Consider the following 17,696-nt stretch of genomic DNA (forward strand, 5'->3'; position numbering starts at 1 on the left):
CCTTGATAGCGAAACGCGCGATTCTGAAAAATGCTGACAGTGTGCCAAATCGCGCATCGCGGCGCGGATTTCTCGCGCGGGGCAGGCATTTAGAAACCTATAATCGATCAAGGGTTGTGGCGCGGCGTCCCGCCATGCGCGCGGAGCCGTGACCTGCGAGCAAGTAGAGCAAACTTTCTCTTTCTTTCCAGAGTCATACAGGGCGGCCGGTGTTGGCGAATTTCTGCACCTTCCACACGCCCTGAAACTCCGCGCGGGACGCGGCGGTCACTCGGCGTGACGATTGCAATCACTCGTTGTCGTTTCCGCATCATGGTCAATCCGGCGAGGGTAGGTAAATTGAACAGGCAACAACACCATACCGGCGTCTCGATCCGCCGAATCGTCCCTCCGCCCCCGCGTGCGGATCAGTTCCGCAGCTTTGCCAGCTCTTCCGTTGCCCGCTGTACCGAGACTTCTCCCGACTCGGCAATCGCACGCGCGACGGGTTCGACCTCGCGGCCTTGCGCACCGGCCAGAATGGCGATGTTGCGGGCATGCAGCGTCATGTGCCCCTTCTGGATACCCTCGGTCGCCAGGGCGCGCAGCGCCGCCATGTTCTGTGCAAGCCCCACGGCGGCGGTCACCTCGGCAAGTTCCTGCGCGCGGCTCACGCCAAGCAACCGGATTGCTGCCTGTGCCGCCGGATGGGTCCTGGTGGCTCCCCCCACCAACCCAAGCGCCATGGGCAGTTCCAGCGTCCCCACCAGCGCGCCGCCGCTGCCTCGCTCCCACCGCGACAGGCTCGTGTAACGCCCGTCGCGCGCCGCATAGGCATGGGCGCCGGCTTCGATGGCACGCCAGTCGTTGCCGGTTGCAACAACCACCGCGTCGATTCCGTTCATGATGCCCTTGTTATGGGTCACCGCACGATAGGGATCGACGATCGCAAGGGCACAGGCCTCGACGATGCCCTGAGCCACGTCCTCACCGGCGAACCCGTCCATTGCCAGCGCCTCTGGTGTGATCTCGACCCGCGCGCGCACCAGCCTGCGATCCGCAAGGTTCGACAGGATGCGCAGCCGCACCTCGCCTCTGGCAATCTCGGCCACGCGCGAGGCCAGCGTTTCGGCCATCGAATTGACCGTGTTGGCCCCCATCGCATCGCGCACATCGACCAGAAGGTGCAGGACAACCATCGGTCCGACCGGCGTGTCGTCGAACACCTGAACCTCGATATCACGGCACCCCCCGCCCAGATCGACCAGCACCTTGTCACGCCGGTTCGCCATCCCGATCAGTTCGTCGCGCGCCGACAACAGGCGCTGGCGCGCACCATACGGATCATCCGGCCGCACCACCTGAAGCTGCGCCCGCATGATCGGTGCATCGGACGATGTCAGAAATCCGCCGCATCCGCGCGCGATGCGCGCCATATAGGACGCGGCGGCCACGACCGATGGCTCTTCCGTGACCATCGGCACGATGTAGTCCCGACCGTTCACCGTGAAATTCGTCGCGATCCCGACAGGAAGCTCGTATGTCCCGATGACATTCTCGATCATCCCGTCCGCCAGCGCGAGCGGCAACACATCCGACCCGGCAAGCGCCCTCTTATCGTCTTCCGACAGGTGCGCCGCGCGGGCAACGGCCTCGCGCCGATCCGCCGGCGTCATGCTGCGCAGGTTCTTGATACGCGAGTTGCGGTCAGCCATCGGCGATATCCCCGGTCGCCGTCATGTGAAGCTCTGGTGCATGGTTTCCGTCCCTGTTGTGCAAGCGCGCGCGGTCACCGTCACAATGGCCGCATCCGGCGCGAGGGCAACAGAATTCTGGCCGCATGCCGCGAACCGGGGTTCGGGAATGCAATTGTCGCCTTGCCGACAAATCAGTCAGTTCCGGGCTTTTGACCCCGTGCCCGGGTGCCTATAGTCCGCCTGCAAGCCGATGCTGCAGGCGACCGGCGAGGATAAGCATGACAGAGACACCAGCACAGCGCCAAAGCTTCAATATCCTGATCGTGGGTCAATCGGGCCGGTTGCAATACGAGGCGCTGTTGTTTGCCGCGTCGCTGAGACAATGCTCGCCGCAGTTCCGGGGCGAGCTTTTCGTTGCCGTTCCTCAGGCGGGCCCCAACTGGAGCAGCGATCCCGCAATCCGGAATCTCGCCGTGCTGAACGCGCTTGAGCGTCTTGGAGTCACGATCCTGCCGTTTCAATCCGATGTCTTCGGAGAGAGCTATCCGCAGGGCAACAAGATCGAGGCGTTGTTCGCACTGCCCCCCGACACACCCTTCGTGTTCTTTGACACCGATACGCTGATCACCGGCGACATCACCAGCGTGCCCTTCGATTTCGAGCGTCCGGGTGCGTCGCTGCGGTGCGAGGGGACCTGGCCGCAACCCACGCTGTATGGGCCGCGCCATGACCGGATCTGGAAATCGCTCTATGACAAGTTCGGGCTGGATTTTCAAAGCAGCCTCGACACCACGCAACCGGATGATCACTGGCGACGCTACCTCTATTTCAACGCCGGCTATTTCTTTGGGGCACGACCGCAGGAGTTCGCCGGGCGCTTTGTCGACTACGCCGTCGCCATCCGCGATGATCCACCGCCCGAACTGATCTGTCAGAGCCTCGATCCGTGGCTGGATCAGGTTGCGCTGCCGCTTGTCATTCTTTCTCTCGGCGGTGGGCGCGACGCGCTGCCGTCCGGGCTTCTCGATGGATCCGTCAGCTGCCATTACCGGATGTTTCCGCTGCTCTATGCGCGCGAAAGCGATCACGTGATCGACGTCCTGCACAGCGTGGCCGCTCCGAACTGGATCAAGAAGGTTCTCAAGGGCCATGACCCGATCAAGCGCATGGTCTATCAGGGACGCGGCGAAAAGGTCCGCGCGTTGTTCAACCGGGATGCGCTGCCACGCCGGGAGCAAATGATCCGCAACCGCATCAAGTCGGCGGGATTCTGGATGCGCTGAAGCGTTTCACGATAAACCTGGCTCACCTGACGCCAGTGATCTCACCGCATTGCGTGACATCAGATGTTTCAGGTTGATCGCGAAACACTCTTGGATCGGTCGCCGTGTCCCGTGCACGGGTCAGTCACGCGGGCGTGTCCAGGGTTCGGCCCCCTGAACGTCCACGAAAACCCGGTACACCGCACGGGTGGCCGTGATGTACATACGCTGACCGTCCGGCCCGCCAAAACAGAGGTTGGACACCACCTGTGGCACCAGGATCTTGCCCAGCAGCGTTCCGTCCCGGGCAAAACAATGCACGCCGTCCGCCGCCGACGACCACAGGTTGCCGAGCACATCGCACCGCATTCCGTCCGGCAGGCCGTTGTCTATCTCGGCCATTGGGCCTTGCTCGTGCAACTCGCCATCTTCAACGGCAAAGCGCCGGATCACCGATGGCACGGAGTCATCATGGCTCGAACCGCTTTCAGCAATATAGAGCGTCTTTTCGTCCGGCGAAAAACACAGCCCGTTGGGTTGGTTGAAATCGCTGACCACCACCCGCAGATCTCCGTCGGGCGACAGGCGGAACACATTGCGACATTGTTGCTCGGGGGTTTTGCGATACCCCTCGAAATTGGAAATGCGCCCATAGGTGGGATCGGTGAACCAGACTGCCCCGTCCGAACTCACCACCACGTCATTGGGAGAGTTCAGCGGCTTGCCCTCATGCCGATCTGCAAGCACGGTGAGTGATCCGTCATGTTCGGTGCGCACCACGTCGCGCTTGCCGTGCCGACACCCGACAAGCCGGCCCTGCCTGTCACGGGTGTTGCCGTTGTTGAACCCCGAAGCCGTGCGAAAGACCGAAACGCCTTCGGCTTCGGACCAGCGCATGATCCGCTGGCTCGGAATGTCCGAAAACAGCAGACAGTTGTGATCGCCGAACCACACCGGGCCCTCGGTCCAGGTGAAACCGTCGGCAATCATGTCGAGCGTCGACATCGGATGCACCAGAGCGGCAAAGCGATCGTCATGGATTTCCAGATGTGGCGGCATGGTGATCATGTTCGGAGCCTCCTCGTACTGGCGGCGATGACGATGGCGATGATGATGGCCCCGGTCAGCACGTTGCGCGCCCCCGCACCAGCGCCATAGCTGTTGAGCATCGAGACCACGAGAAACATGAAGAGTGCAGCGCCCCAGACACCGGGCACGTTGGAGTTGCCACCGGCGATGGAACTGCCCCCGATGACCACGACAGCGATCGACATCAGCAGGTATTCCGCTCCCATGTTGAGCGCCGCGCCGCCGGAAAAGCTGGCCAGCAGGTAGCCGGCCAAGGCAGCGAACATCGCGACCGCGACATAGGTACACACCCGCACCAGTTCCACCGGCACCCCGGCAAGCCGCGCGGCGCGCAGGTTCTGCCCCGTTGCCAGCAGCCAGCGCCCGGCAACCGCGCGTTCGAGCAGGACCCAGACCGCGACCGCAAGGGCCAGACCCACCCAGGCCACGTTGGGTACGCCCAGAAATCGCCCGGTGGCGAAATCCGCCAATCCTTCGGGCGGCTTGATCCGCAAGCCACGGTTCGACCAGATTGCGAAGGACTGATACACCAGCGACGCTGCCAGTGTTGCGATGATCGGCGGCAGGCGCAGCAGGAAGATCAGCGCGTAATTCGCGATTCCTGCCGCCGCCCCGACTCCGAGAGCGATTGCAAGCCCGGCAAAAGCCATTCCCGGTTCGCCCCCCATTGCCTTGAGCGCAAGCGTCGCAGCGAGTGTCATCGTCGCCGGGATCGACAGATCGACATTGCCGGGCCCGAGTGTGATGACCAACATCTGGCCAAGGCCGACAATCGCGGCGAAGGCGCCGAACGACAGCGCCGCATAGGCCAGTTCGCCCGCGCCCCGCCCCCCGGTCAGCCCGAGAATGAGGACAAAGGCGGCGGCAGCGGCCAGCCATGACCAGAGCCAGGGTTTCGCGAAAATGATCATTTCCCCGCCCCCTTCCTGCTGAAGATCAGGCGTGCGGTCAGCACCAGGATAAGGATTGCGCCCTGCGCGCCGATCTGCCAGTCCGGCGACAGCCGCATGAAGCTCAGGAAACTCGCCGCGAGGGTCAGGGTCAGCGCGCCAATCACCGCGCCTGTGGGGCTGACCTTGCCGCCTGTGAATTCCCCCCCGCCCAGGATGACTCCGGCGATGGACAGAAGCGTATAGCGCAGCGCGATATTGGCATCCGCCGACGTGGTGAGACCGACAAGCGTCATCCCCGCAAGCACGCCAAAGAATCCCGCCAGACCATAGGCAAGCGCCTTGAGCCAGATCACCGGCCAACCCGCCCGTTCGACCGACCGGGCATTTCCACCGACGCCACGCAGCACCGTCCCGATACCCGAGCGGATGATCAGCAGATGCGTCACCGCGGCGATGATGATCGAGGCAACCACCGCCATCGGGGCAATGGGAGGCTTGACCGTCATAAGGGCGCGCAACCAGCCGGGGCTGGCCCCACCCGGCGAGGGTAGGATGAACAGCGCCAGCCCGCCCCAGACAAAGGACATGCCCAGCGTCACGACAATCGCCGGAAGTTCGAACGCATGGATCATGGCTCCGAGCAGCGCGTAGGACAGGATCAACGCCAGCAGGATCGCCAGACCGAGTATTGGCGCTTCGTTCAGAAATGTCGCAGTGACGCAGGCGGCGAGACTGACAAACGTGCCCAGCGACAGGTCAATATCATTCACCATGATGATCATCATCTGCGCAATCGTCGCCAGCGCTATCGGTACGGCGAGGTTGAACAGCAGGTTCAGGCCGAAGTAGCTCATTGCGCGGGGCTGCATGTAGAACGTGGCCGCCAGCAGCATGGCCAACGAGACCACCGGAAGGATGATCCTGTGGCGCAACAGGATGTTCATGACGCCTCCTGCATCTCGAAGGACGCCTGCAGAATTTTCTCTTCGGTGATGTCGGCGCTGCTCAGTTCGGCGCTGATCTCGTCATTGCGAAAGACGAATACCCGGTCGCATTGGCAAACCTCCTCGGTTTCGGTCGAATACCACAGGAATGTCCTGCCTTTTGCCGCCTCGTCGCGGATCATCGCGTAAACATCCTGCTTGGTGCCCACGTCGACGCCGCGCATGGGGTCGTCCATGATGACGACCGGGGCCGGAGACGCCAGTGCCCGGGCAAACAGCACCTTCTGCTGGTTGCCGCCGGACAGGGACAGGATCGGGTTGGTAACGTCGTCGGTGCGGATGCCGATACGCCGTTTCCAGTTTTCCGCGATCCCGGCCTCGGCCTGCCGCTCTACCAGCCCGCCGCGCGCGCATTGGCGCAGAACAGAAATCGAGATGTTGCGCAGGATCGACCACAGCGGCAACACCCCGTCACGCTGGCGATCGCCCGCCACGAACACGGCGCGTTGTGTCCGACCGGCGCGCCAGGCCGAGGATTGCGACAGGTAGAGCCGCGCCAGTGCCTCGGCCTGGCCATGTCCGGCAAGCCCTGACAATCCGACAATCTCGCCCTTGCGCGCGGCGAGCCCCTGCCCGGTTCGCAGAATTTCGGGGCCGAATTCCCGCGCGGTCACGGCGACATCACCCGCCTCGGCCGCAACATGGCCCATCGCGTCAACCAGCCCCTGCCGCGTAAAGTCGTCCGTCGACCCTTCGGCTACCACCTTGCCGTCCTTTAGCACCACGATCCGGCTTGCTACGTCAAAGACTTCGCCAAGCATGTGGGAAATGAAGATTACGGCACCGCCCTCCGCGCAGAATGTCCTGACATGGGTCAGCAGTTGATCCGCGATCCCCGCATCCAGCGAGGAGGTCGGCTCGTCCAGAATCACCAGTCGTGCGGTCGAGCCGCGCGGCGCAAAACCGATGGCGATCTCGACCATCTGGCGTTGCGCGATCGACAGGGTGTCAACCTCGGCATCAGCGTCGATCCCATGTCCGGGAAAGATGGTATCAAGGCTCTGCCCTATCTCCGCGCGCGCCGCACACCGCCAGTTCAGACCGGAATGCGACGCATGCGAAATCCGCAGGTTTTCCACCACCGTCAGGTTCGGACAGAGCGACAGTTCCTGAAATACCGAGCGCACCCCGGCCGCAAGCGCGGTCTCGCCCACACCAAATCCAATCGTGCCCGAGGTCGGGGCTAAGCCACCGTTGATCAGGTTGACCAGCGTCGACTTGCCCGCGCCGTTATGGCCGACCAGCCCGATGCAATCGCCCGGATTGACGGCCAGGCTGACACCATCGAGCGCACGGACGGGGCCGAAATGCTTGGCCGCGTCGACGAGCGCAACGATCGGGCGGCTCACTTGGTCCGACATGCGCGCTCCATCTCATATTGAAATCTGCCGGCGGGCCGCATCTGCAAGCGCCCCACCCCTGCCCACGGGTCACCTGGCGCTGGCGATCACCTGCTGTGCATCTTCCAGCGTATATGTCACGTTGGCCACCGACCCTTCCGGCGTCGTCGCGAGAGCCTCATCAAGCGTGTCCTGTGTGATCTTGAGGAACGGCACGGTCAGATCCTTGGCCACATCCTCACCCTCCAGCACCTGTTGCGCCACCCAGAAGGCCAGCGAGGCGACGCCCGGCGCAATCGACAACGACAGCGTTTCGTAGCCGTTGGCGTCGCGCTGCTCGGCCCACCATTTCAGTTCATCCTGACGGTTGCCCAACACGATCAGAGGTGTCGACCGATCCGCCGCCCGGAAGGCCTGCGCCGTCCCGTAGCCATCGCCACCCTGGGTCACGACACCGACGATATCGGGCAAGGACGGCAGGATTCCCGCAACCGCTTTCTGTGCCACATCCTGCGCCCAGTCGCCATGTACCGATCCGACGATATTGAACTGCGAATGCTCGGCCACACCCTCGTGAATGCCCTTGGAGATCTCGTCATCGACAAACACACCTGCCAGCCCGCGAATTTCCAGAAGATTGCCGCCATCCGGCAAGCGCGTGGCAAGATAGTCGACCTCTTCGCGCCCCATCGCTGCAAAGTCCACCGCGATCCGCCAGGCGCAGGGCTCGGTCACGATGCCGTCAAAGCTGACCACGGTGACACCGGCATCGCAGGCCTCTTTCACCGCGCCGTTCAACGCTGTCGGAGAGGCCGCGTTCAGGATGATCGCGTCATACCCCTGCAGGATCATGTTCTGGATCTGTGCCGCCTGTTCCGTCGCCTGATTCTCGGAGGTTGTATAGGCATCCGCCGCCGCCACCACGCCATCGGCCACAGCCTGCTTCCCAGTGCTTTCAAAGGTTTCCAGCATGGCCTGCCGCCATGAATTTCCCGCATAGTTGTTGGACAGCGCAATCCGTTTGTTCGAAGTGTCCGCGTCGGCCAACCCAGCAATCAGCGCCAGCCCCGCCGCACTGAACAGCATCATTGAATTCGTCATGTTTCCCTCCCTGCTGCTAACGCATCCTGCGCTGCATACCGGCCCGCGATGGGCTCGGGTGCGGCGATGATGTTGCCCGGCCTCGTGCTTGTAAAGGCGACCTCCCGCAGAGATCTTGCGGGTTCCCGCAACGCGGTTACGGTCATCAGTGTTCCCTTTTCGCCCTTGCCTTGCCAGAATTGCAGATACGCGCATCGCGATGGGAGGACATCATGACCTTTGCCGTGCAGAGCCCCGCAAGGGACAACGTATTTCTGCGTATCTCGGCACATCTGGCCGAACGTACCGACATTGCGTCGGCACTCGAGGCAGTGGCCGACGAGATCGCCGAGGTCATCCCCTTTACCCATGCGGATCTCTGTCTCAACGACCGGCCCGGATGGCTCTCGAGCTATGAGGTCGGCATCCAAACCCGATGGTCGCGCACGTCCACGCGCGTTGAAACCTCGCCTATCCGCGATCTGATCACCGGCAAATGCGATTTCATGCTGTGCCAAGACGCCATGAAGGACCCCCGCCAGACCTACAGGGGCGCGTGCTCCGAGCCGATCCTGAACCATCGGATGCGTTCACGCGTTCATGTCCTGATGAAGGTGATGGGCCAGCCGATCGGCACTTTGAATATCTCACACTCGACCGCCGGGCTCTATGATCTCGACACCGTGCGGCGGGCGCAACATGTGGCCGATGTGTTGTCGCCCTATTTTCACGCGCTGCACATCGCCGAGCAGGCCAAGCGCGCCACTCAGGTGCGCCGGGAAGCGCAGGCGCGCGAGGAAGGTTTGCGGCGCGGCGCACTGGAATTGACACAGACGCTCGAACAGGAACGCCAGCGCATCGGGATGGACCTGCATGACCAACCGCTTGCGGATCTCACGCGGCTGCTGCGCGAGATCGCCTCCGACACGGCATTGCCCCGGGGCCACCTCGAAGAGCGGATCAGGGAAGTGGTCGATGACCTGCGGCGGATCATAGACACAGCCGTGCCGACCCTGCTCGATCTGTTCGGCTTTGTTCATGCCGTCCGCGTTCATCTGGAACGCGCGATCGGATTGCAACAGGTCGGGATCACCGTCACCGACGCGACACGGGGCGCACCCGATCGCCTTGATCCGACCGTACGCACTGCGTTGTTCCGAATCGCGCAAGAGGCAATCAACAACGCCGCACGCCACTCCGGCGCCGACCATATCGAGATCCGGATCGAACCGGCGGCCACGCATGGGCTCGTTCTGTCGATCCGTGACAACGGCCGCGGCATTCCCGTGAAACCAGGGCGCACCTCCGGCCTCGCGCATATGCGCACCCGCGCCCGGTTGATCGCGGCCGATCTCGACCTGCTTGATGATGGCGGATGTACTGTGCGCGTGATGCTTGGAGAGCGGTCGTGAAGGTGCTGATCGTCGAGGACGATCAGTTCCATGCGACATACCTGCACGACGCTCTGTCCGAGTCCCTGCCCGAAGTCACCGAGATTCTGCACGCCGCCGATGGGGCCGAGGGCCAGGCTGCGGCGCGACAGACCGGCATCGACGCCATCGTGATGGACCTTCAGATGACGCATCGCAACGGGATCGAGGCCGCCCGAACGATCTGGGCCGAGCGGCCACAAAGCCGGATCCTGTTCTGGTCGAACTACGCCGACGATGCCTATCTACGTGGCATTTCCCAGATCGTTCCGGAAGACAGCGCCTATGGATACGTGCTCAAGACCGCCTCGCGCGCGCGGCTCAAGTTGGCATTGCGGGCGGTGCTCCTTGAGGGGCAGATCATGGTCGATCGCGAGATTCACCGTCTGCAGAGGCGCAGCGCCTCGCCGCGCGGCCGGCTCGACGAGAGCGAATTCGACGTTTTGCTCGACCTCGCGCTCGGACTTCAGGACAGGATGATCGCAGAGCGGCGCGGCATGTCGCTCAGAACCGTTCAGAACCGGCTTTTGTCTCTGTACGAAAAGCTGGGCGTGGCGTCCGGCACAGACGAGGCCCTGACGCTGAACAAACGTGTGCGCGCGCTCAATCGTGCATTGGTAACCCGCATCATCAACACCGAAACCCTGGAAGCGGCACAGCGCGATCTGGACAGTTGGCTCGCCAGCCGGGATTAGCTCTGAACCCGCTCGCGAAATCGGAGATTGCCCGTAGTCGCACGGCTTGGGCGTCCGAACGCAACGGAACAGACATTTCTACTGCAAGACAATGAAGCGGATGGCGGACCCAGTAGGATTCGAACCTACGACCTTCGCCTTCGGAGGGCGACACTCTATCCAGCTGAGCTATGGGTCCGCGCTGTGCCCTGACTTTCGGAGAAACATCGGTGATGCTTCGCCTCGAGATTCGAGCGGCGTATTTCTTGTTGGCGGCGCCCCATGTGGATCACGCTGCACTTGCGGGATCTATACCCGTGCGTTGCCGGACCCGCAACGGGAAACTTCATGCGGATTTACGCGAAGAGTTCGTGAGCAAGTTCCAGCGCTTCCACCAGCGTGTCCACCTCCTCTTTGGTGTTGTAGAGGCCGAACGAGGCCCGGCAGGTGGCCGTGAGCCCGAGATGATCCATCAGGGGACCGGCACAATGGTGCCCTGCCCGCACCGCGACACCGCGCTTGTCGAGGATCGTCGAGATGTCATGCGCATGTGCGGCGCCATCCAGCGTGAAAGAGAAAATCGCCGCCTTGTCCGGCGTGGTTCCCTGTACCTGAAGCCAGTTCAGCCCGTCGAGCCGCGTTCGCGCATAGTCGCGCAGCCGATCCTCATGGGCGGCCACATTTTCCATGCCGAGTTCCATCAGGTATTCCAGCGCAACCCCCAGACCGATGGTCTGCACGATACCAGGCGTTCCCGCTTCGAATTTCATCGGAGGATCGTTGTAGACGACAGCATCCTTGCTGACCTCCTTGATCATGTCTCCGCCGCCCATGAAGGGGCGCATTTCCGCGAGGCGATCGGATTTGACATAGATCGCCCCCGATCCCGACGGGCCATAGAGCTTGTGCCCGGTGATCGCGTAGAAGTCGCAGCCAATGTCCTGAACATCCACCGGCATGTGCACCGCCGCCTGGCTGCCATCGATCAGCACCGGCACGCCCATCGCCTGCGCCGCTCGGGTGATGGTCTTGACGTCGACCCGCGTGCCCAGAACGTTCGACAGCTGCGTGATCGCGACCAGCCTGGTGCGCGGCGTGATCGCATCGATCACCGCCTGCGGGTCCAATGCGCCGGTGGCATCGACATCGACCCATTTGAGCACGACGCCTTGCCGTTCGCGCAGAAAATGCCAGGGCACGATATTTGCGTGGTGCTCCATGACCGACAGCAGGATCTCGTCGCCCGCCTGAAGGCGCGGCATGGCCCAGCCATAGGCGATCATGTTGATCCCTTCGGTGGTGCCGGAATTCAGGACGATCTCATCTTCGGAAGCCGCGTTGAGAAACCGGGCGATGGTGCCGCGCACCGCCTCGTATTTCTCGGTCGACAGGTTGGACAGGTAATGTAACCCACGGTGAACATTGGCATATTCCTCGGCATAGCCCCGCGTCACCGCGTCGATGACCACCTGCGGTTTTTGCGCCGATGCACCGTTGTCCAGATAGGTCAGTGGCTTGCCATTGACCTCTCGCGACAGGATGGGAAACTCGGAGCGGATCTTTTCGACGTCATACATTGGCGGATAATCCTGAAGTTGGCCCCCCGAACAGGGAGATGAGCAGGGTCAGACCCAGCAGGATCGCCGCGGTCGAGGCGACAAGTACACCGGCAGACTTCGGCAGGGAATTCAGCCGATGCGCCTGGTTGACAAAATGCACCAGGATATAGAGCCCGTAAATTGACGCAGCGAAGACGAGCAGCGCCGAAAGCGCCGGGACCGTCATGATCAGCACGATGACAATCACCATCAGCACGACCCGCAGCCCCTGAAGCCAGAGGATCGCCATCATGATCTCATCGAGCGTTCCGGTGCCCCCCATCAAACGCCCGGTCCAGTACAGCGCGTAGATGCTCAGGAGCAGCCCCCCCGCCACGAGAACCGTGTAGAGCGACGGCACAAGGAACACTTCGGGCAATGGTGACGGACCGGGAACCAGAAGGTTGGTCAGGGCAAAAAGCAGACCATTGAGAACGGCGACAAGTGCCAGCCCGGTCCAGAGCGCCTCGCGCGGGACGTTCAGGCCGAGCAGGACGCGCGACGCTTCGGCCGGCGACTTGATGGTCAACACGGCAAGGTCACGCAGGAAGGACGGCGTCATGATACAGGTTCCTCTGCTTGCAGCAGGCTGGCGATCCAAAACCAGGCAAAAACGACGAGCCAGATCAATCCGACCGCCTGCAAGCCCGGCCCCGGACCGATAAACCCGGCCACCAGCCCATGCAAGAGCAACACGGGAGTCGAGGCCAGAAACGACCAGAACAGGGCAAGCCGCGCGCCATACCAACTCCCCCGCCCGCCAATCAGTCGCGCGATCAGATGGCTCAGCGCCGCAAGGGCATAGAGCAACAGCGGCGCAAGGAATATCCAGCCAAGCAAGGCCCCGCCCAGAAGCATGTTGAGCTCCTGCCCGGTCAGATGCGCCTCGCGCGACAGGCGCGGCATCTGCGCGATGAACACGATCAGGCAGGCCCCCATGAGGATGACAAGCGCACGATCCTCGCGCTCGCCCATCGACAGCAACCGCCGCATGACCCGGCGCGGACCGCGATAGGTGGCCGTGATGTCCGACGTCACCGACATCAGCGGCGGCGCGCCAGCCAGTTTTCCAGTCGCGTCACGATATCCTCTGCAAGCTCTTTGTTCTCGATCTCGTCCACCGCCTCGGCAAGAAACGCGAGGGTCAGCAGGTCGGTCGCAGTGCTTTCAGGCACGCCGCGCGAACGCAGATAGAACAACGCCTCTTCATCGATGGCGCCACTTGTTGAGCCATGAGAACAGGCGACGTCATCGGCATAGATTTCCAGCTCGGGCTTGGCGAGGAACTGGCTGTCGCCATCCAGCAGGAGCGACTGGCTGATCTGATAGCCGTCGGTTTTCTGCGCGCCTGCCTTGACCAGGATCTTGCCCTGGAACACGCCGGTCGCACCGTTCCGAAGCACCTTCTTGAAGACCTGACGGCTCTCGCAATTCACCGCGTCATGGGTGATAAACACCGTGTCATCATGGTGGAATTCACCGTCTCCGACACAGGCGCCCGCCACATGGGCAATGGCATCGTCACCGGTCAACTCGATCACGCATTCATTGCGCGTCAGCACGCCGTTGACCGTCAGGGTAAAGGATTTGAAGACCGACTCCTGCCCCAACCGCGCGAACATGTGGGTGACGGCCTTGCGTTCATGATCGCGTCCCTGCGCGCGGACATGGTGCAGCGTGCCGCCGTCGGCGATATCGACCTCGGTACAATGATTGAACCGCGCGGCCGCGGGTCCGGTTTCAAGCAGCGTCAGTTCCGCGCCGCTCTCGACCCGCAGGAGATGGTGCATGATCGCATCGGAACTCTCTGATTCATGGCGATAAACCAGGCTGATCGGCTTGCTCGGCCTGCCGGTCACGTGAATGACGATCCCATCGCTCGCAAAGGCCGTGTTCAGCGCGGCAAAGGGGCGCTCGACCGGCTTCTGGCCCGCGGCCTCCAGTTCGCCGTAAAGCGACTTGGCCCAGTGAATGTCCGATGCGCCGATATCCGCCAGCCGTTCGATGGTTACGTTGTCCAGCGACAGGTCGTCGGACGCATCGGCATCGAAGATTCCGTCGACGAACACGACTTTCAGGCTGTCGATCTCATCAAAGACCGGGCTTTCCCCGCTTTCGAGCACCGCAGCCTGCGGCGCCGCCGCATCAAGCAACATATCGGGCCGGGTGTATTTCCAGTATTCATCCCGCCGCTGCGGCAGGCCCATCGCGGTCACGCGGCCCAGGGCCTCGCGCCGGTTGCTCTCGATCCAGCCGCCGGTCGGCAGCGCGAGACCCGCGAGGCGCGTGTCGGTCGCGCTCTGCTTCTGTTCGGGCAACGCCATTACGCCACCTCGGACAGGATATCGGAATAGCCGTTATGCTCGACTTCGAGCGCCAGTTCGGGACCACCCGACTTCACAATGCGCCCGTCCGCCATGATATGCACGACGTCGGGTTTAATGTGATCCAGAAGCCTTTGATAATGCGTGATAACCAGGAAACCGCGGCCCTCGCTGCGCAGGGCGTTCACCCCCTCGGACACCAGCTTCATCGCGTCAACGTCAAGACCGCTGTCGGTCTCGTCTAGAATGCACATCCGGGGTTCGAGCATCGCCATTTGCAGGATCTCGTTGCGCTTTTTCTCCCCACCGGAAAAGCCCACGTTCACCGGACGCTTGAGCATCTCGGCGTCGATCTTCAGCGCCTTGGCCCGCTCGCGCACGAGTTTGAGGAAATCGGCGGCACTCATCTCTTCCTCGCCGCGCGCCTTGCGTTGGGCGTTCACCGCGGTGCGCAGAAAGGTCATGTTGCCCACACCCGGAATTTCAACCGGGTACTGGAAGGCGAGGAACAGGCCGGCGGCGGCGCGCTCTTCGGGTTCGAGATCGAGCAGGTCCTGATCGCCAAGCGTCGCGCTGCCGTCCGTGACTTCGTAGCCGTCACGACCGGACAGCACATAGGACAGGGTCGATTTGCCCGACCCGTTCGGCCCCATGATCGCATGCACCTTGCCCGCCTCGACCGTCAGGTCGACGCCCTTGAGGATCTGCTTGTCTTCTTCTTCAAGCTGTACGTGCAGGTTCTTGATTTCCAACATTTTTGTGTTCCGTTTCATAAGTGGTCTCGGGAAAGCACTCAACGAGTTTTTCTTGGCTTTTTGTGATACCGTCTTGGTAAGACAATGAAGCCAGCGGCTCATGTTTTGCTTTTTCTGCTACGTCGTCGATAGCAAGGGGTCTTGGCAAAGCGCGTTCTATTCCAGTCGCATAATCGTAAAACTTCAAACTCGGGCTCTTATGGATTTGATTCAGTACAAACCATTGGTTGGAAATACCAAAACTGTCTGCAACGATCAGGCCATGCAAGCTCGAGGAAAACACCTGTGCGCATGAGGCGATCTCGGCACAGACGCTTTTCGCAGGTCTTCTTGTGTCAATCAGCAGAAACCTCGGGTCGGACGCCACAAGGGTTTTGATGGCGACATCATCGACTTCGCTGTGATGCGGAACAATACCGATAATGTCATCCTGATTTGCAGACATACCATACACATGTCTTGCCAATAGTCCGGGATCACCAAACTCGACGTCTTTAAGACCAAGAAGCGCCGCAGTAATCGGACCACGAACAATCTTCGGTGATTGCACCGCTTTCACAAACTCGGCGTCCATTGGTGCCATACAGCCGCTACCCCAAATCGCAGGTTTGATTGGGGAACTCCGGCGCAGTGAACCCCGGCTGGCCATTTTCATTATCGAGCCGACGGCAAACAATTCGGCACGAACCGGTTTTGCCCAAACGACATCACGGCCGGAGACATAGGACACCACGTCCCGGGAAAGATCATCCCCGAAATTTGTCTTTTTGTTCCACCAAAATAGTTTAACCGGCGTGCCCTCAGGCTGAGAAGTCGAGTGTTCCATAACTATCTCAGGACTTTCCAAAGTGGGATAGCAGCAACTAGACCAAGGATCGCTCCGATTCCGATAGCCCGAACTTGGTCGATCAAGTCCATGTAGGCGATGCGAACGTAGGCCGCCCCAAGCAATCCGCCCAAAACCGGCAGCCCCAATACAAACCAGGACGACACGTGGGCCTTCTGGATATTTTTGCTGGATGGCCGAGCCATCAACCAACTGACCCTTCAAGCGAAATCGCCACCAGTTGCTGCGCTTCCATCGCGAATTCCATCGGCAGCGCCTGAAGCACGTCCTTGCAGAACCCGTTGACCACAAGTGCGACGGCCTCTTCCTCGTCCATGCCCCGGCTGCGGCAATAGAACAGCTGATCATCATCCACCTTGGAGGTCGTCGCCTCGTGTTCGACGCGGGACGAGTTGTTCTTGACCTCGATATAGGGGACGGTGTGCGCCCCGCATTTGTCGCCGATCAGCAACGAGTCGCACTGGGTATAATTCCGCGAATCCCTGGCCTTGGGATGCATCGATACCAGACCGCGATAGGTGTTCTGGGCAACGCCCGCACTGATCCCCTTGGAAACGATGCGCGACTTGGTGTTCTTGCCCAGATGCACCATCTTGGTGCCGGTGTCCGCCTGCTGGTGGTTGTTGGCGATGGCGATCGAATAGAATTCGCCCTGGCTGTCGTCGCCGCGCAGGATGCAGGACGGGTATTTCCACGTCACGGCACTTCCGGTTTCGACCTGCGTCCACATCACCTTGGAGCGGTCGCCCCGGCAATCCGCGCGCTTGGTCACGAAGTTATAGATGCCGCCCTTGCCGTTTTCGTCGCCTGGATACCAGTTCTGAACCGTAGAATATTTCACCTCGGCGTCTTCCTCGACGATGATTTCCACCACCGCCGCGTGCAGTTGCGCGATATCGCGGGCCGGCGCGGTACAGCCTTCGAGATAGGACACATAGCTGCCCTTGTCCGCGATGATCAGCGTGCGTTCGAATTGGCCGGTGTTTTCGGCGTTGATGCGGAAATAGGTGCTCAACTCCATCGGGCAGCGCACGCCTGGCGGCACGTAAACGAACGAGCCATCCGAGAACACCGCGCTGTTCAGCGTGGCATAGAAATTGTCACTGACCGGCACGACGCTGCCAAGATATTTCCTGACCAGTTCGGGATGTTCGCGGATCGCTTCGGAAATCGAGCAGAAGATCACCCCGGCCTTTTTCAGCTCCGCCTGGAACGTGGTGCCCACGGACACCGAATCAAACACCGCATCCACCGCCACCTTGCGCCCTTCCGCAGGGGCGGCCTCGGCACCTTCGACCCCGGCAAGGATCATCTGTTCCTTGAGCGGGATACCCAGCTTTTCATAGGTTGCCAGCAGCTTGGGATCGACCTCGTCCAGCGACTTGGGCTTGACCTCCATGCTCTTGGGGCGGGCATAGTAATATTGATCCTGAAAATCGATCTCCGGGTAATCGACCATGGCCCAGTCGGGCTCTTCCTTTTGCAACCAGCGCTCATAGGCCGCGAGTCGCCAATCGGTCATCCACTGGGGTTCCTCGTTTTTCTGCGAGATCAACCGCACGATGTCCGGCGTCAGCCCCTTGGGGGCATATTCCATTTCGATCTCGGTTTCCCAGCCGTATTTATAGGCCCCGCCAACCTCGCGCACGGCATCCACCGTATCCTGATCGACACCTTCCTTGACTTGTGTCTGGTCCACCATGGTCATGGGCACTCTCCTTCAC

At 61.6% G+C, this 17,696-nt stretch carries 16 protein-coding genes and 1 tRNA gene; 3 read left to right on the forward strand and 14 right to left on the reverse strand.

Features of this window, described 5'->3' with window-relative positions:
• Window positions 1-407: 407 nt before the first annotated feature.
• On the reverse strand, window positions 408-1,694 hold the full coding sequence (locus AB9K34_RS22765; protein ID WP_369956951.1) for a hydroxymethylglutaryl-CoA reductase, degradative: 1,287 nt from the start codon (window positions 1,692-1,694) through the stop codon (window positions 408-410).
• A gap of 260 nt (window positions 1,695-1,954) precedes the next feature.
• Between AB9K34_RS22765 and AB9K34_RS22770 the strand changes: the two genes are divergently transcribed.
• Complete coding sequence (locus AB9K34_RS22770) at window positions 1,955-2,959, forward strand: hypothetical protein (RefSeq protein WP_369956952.1); 1,005 nt, start codon at window positions 1,955-1,957, stop codon at window positions 2,957-2,959.
• 120 nt (window positions 2,960-3,079) lie between these two features.
• Here AB9K34_RS22770 and AB9K34_RS22775 read toward each other — a convergent pair whose 3' ends face one another.
• The 5 genes from AB9K34_RS22775 to AB9K34_RS22795 all read right to left on the reverse strand — a co-directional run bounded on the left by AB9K34_RS22775 (window position 3,080) and on the right by AB9K34_RS22795 (window position 8,365).
• Complete coding sequence (locus tag AB9K34_RS22775) at window positions 3,080-4,006, reverse strand: SMP-30/gluconolactonase/LRE family protein (RefSeq protein WP_369956954.1); 927 nt, start codon at window positions 4,004-4,006, stop codon at window positions 3,080-3,082.
• The gene (locus AB9K34_RS22780) at window positions 4,003-4,938 is read right to left on the reverse strand and encodes an ABC transporter permease (protein WP_369956955.1); all 936 of its coding nucleotides are present in this window, start codon (window positions 4,936-4,938) and stop codon (window positions 4,003-4,005) included. The genes AB9K34_RS22775 and AB9K34_RS22780 overlap by 4 nt, the downstream gene beginning before the upstream one ends.
• Window positions 4,935-5,864, reverse strand: coding sequence for an ABC transporter permease (locus AB9K34_RS22785; protein WP_369956956.1), 930 nt, complete (start codon window positions 5,862-5,864; stop codon window positions 4,935-4,937). Before AB9K34_RS22785 ends, AB9K34_RS22780 begins: the two co-directional genes overlap by 4 nt.
• Window positions 5,861-7,285, reverse strand: a complete 1,425-nt coding sequence (locus AB9K34_RS22790; protein ID WP_369956958.1) for a sugar ABC transporter ATP-binding protein — start codon at window positions 7,283-7,285, stop codon at window positions 5,861-5,863. The genes AB9K34_RS22785 and AB9K34_RS22790 overlap by 4 nt, the downstream gene beginning before the upstream one ends.
• Window positions 7,286-7,354: 69 nt before the next feature.
• On the reverse strand, window positions 7,355-8,365 hold the full coding sequence (locus AB9K34_RS22795) for an ABC transporter substrate-binding protein (protein WP_369956959.1): 1,011 nt from the start codon (window positions 8,363-8,365) through the stop codon (window positions 7,355-7,357).
• 212 nt (window positions 8,366-8,577) lie between these two features.
• On the opposite strand from AB9K34_RS22795, the gene AB9K34_RS22800 reads away from it, so the two are divergent.
• Window positions 8,578-9,756, forward strand: a complete 1,179-nt coding sequence (locus AB9K34_RS22800; protein ID WP_369956960.1) for a sensor histidine kinase — start codon at window positions 8,578-8,580, stop codon at window positions 9,754-9,756.
• On the forward strand, window positions 9,753-10,469 hold the full coding sequence (locus AB9K34_RS22805) for a response regulator (RefSeq protein WP_369956961.1): 717 nt from the start codon (window positions 9,753-9,755) through the stop codon (window positions 10,467-10,469). The genes AB9K34_RS22800 and AB9K34_RS22805 overlap by 4 nt, the downstream gene beginning before the upstream one ends.
• A 101-nt stretch (window positions 10,470-10,570) precedes the next feature.
• Here the strand turns inward: AB9K34_RS22805 and AB9K34_RS22810 are convergent.
• From AB9K34_RS22810 to sufB, 8 genes are all read right to left on the reverse strand, one after another.
• Window positions 10,571-10,647, reverse strand: a tRNA-Arg gene (locus AB9K34_RS22810).
• A gap of 157 nt (window positions 10,648-10,804) precedes the next feature.
• Window positions 10,805-12,025 carry a cysteine desulfurase gene (locus AB9K34_RS22815; protein ID WP_369956962.1) on the reverse strand — a complete coding sequence of 407 codons (1,221 nt, stop codon included), beginning with the start codon at window positions 12,023-12,025 and terminating at the stop codon, window positions 10,805-10,807.
• Window positions 12,018-12,608 carry a YIP1 family protein gene (locus tag AB9K34_RS22820; RefSeq protein WP_369956964.1) on the reverse strand — a complete coding sequence of 197 codons (591 nt, stop codon included), beginning with the start codon at window positions 12,606-12,608 and terminating at the stop codon, window positions 12,018-12,020. The genes AB9K34_RS22815 and AB9K34_RS22820 overlap by 8 nt, the downstream gene beginning before the upstream one ends.
• Entirely contained in the window at window positions 12,605-13,090 is a 486-nt protein-coding gene (locus AB9K34_RS22825; protein WP_369956965.1) for a YIP1 family protein, read from the reverse strand. The genes AB9K34_RS22820 and AB9K34_RS22825 overlap by 4 nt, the downstream gene beginning before the upstream one ends.
• Entirely contained in the window at window positions 13,090-14,370 is a 1,281-nt protein-coding gene (locus tag AB9K34_RS22830) for a SufD family Fe-S cluster assembly protein (protein ID WP_369956966.1), read from the reverse strand. The genes AB9K34_RS22825 and AB9K34_RS22830 overlap by 1 nt, the downstream gene beginning before the upstream one ends.
• Window positions 14,370-15,125, reverse strand: a complete 756-nt coding sequence (gene sufC / locus AB9K34_RS22835) for a Fe-S cluster assembly ATPase SufC (protein ID WP_369956967.1) — start codon at window positions 15,123-15,125, stop codon at window positions 14,370-14,372. The genes AB9K34_RS22830 and sufC overlap by 1 nt, the downstream gene beginning before the upstream one ends.
• Complete coding sequence (locus AB9K34_RS22840; RefSeq protein WP_369956968.1) at window positions 15,091-15,951, reverse strand: polysaccharide pyruvyl transferase family protein; 861 nt, start codon at window positions 15,949-15,951, stop codon at window positions 15,091-15,093. Before AB9K34_RS22840 ends, sufC begins: the two co-directional genes overlap by 35 nt.
• Before the next feature lie 205 nt (window positions 15,952-16,156).
• Window positions 16,157-17,680 carry a Fe-S cluster assembly protein SufB gene (gene sufB, locus AB9K34_RS22845; RefSeq protein WP_369956969.1) on the reverse strand — a complete coding sequence of 508 codons (1,524 nt, stop codon included), beginning with the start codon at window positions 17,678-17,680 and terminating at the stop codon, window positions 16,157-16,159.
• Window positions 17,681-17,696 lie beyond the last annotated feature (16 nt).

Source organism: Sedimentitalea sp. XS_ASV28, assembly GCF_041224545.1.
GTDB lineage: Bacteria > Pseudomonadota > Alphaproteobacteria > Rhodobacterales > Rhodobacteraceae > Sedimentitalea.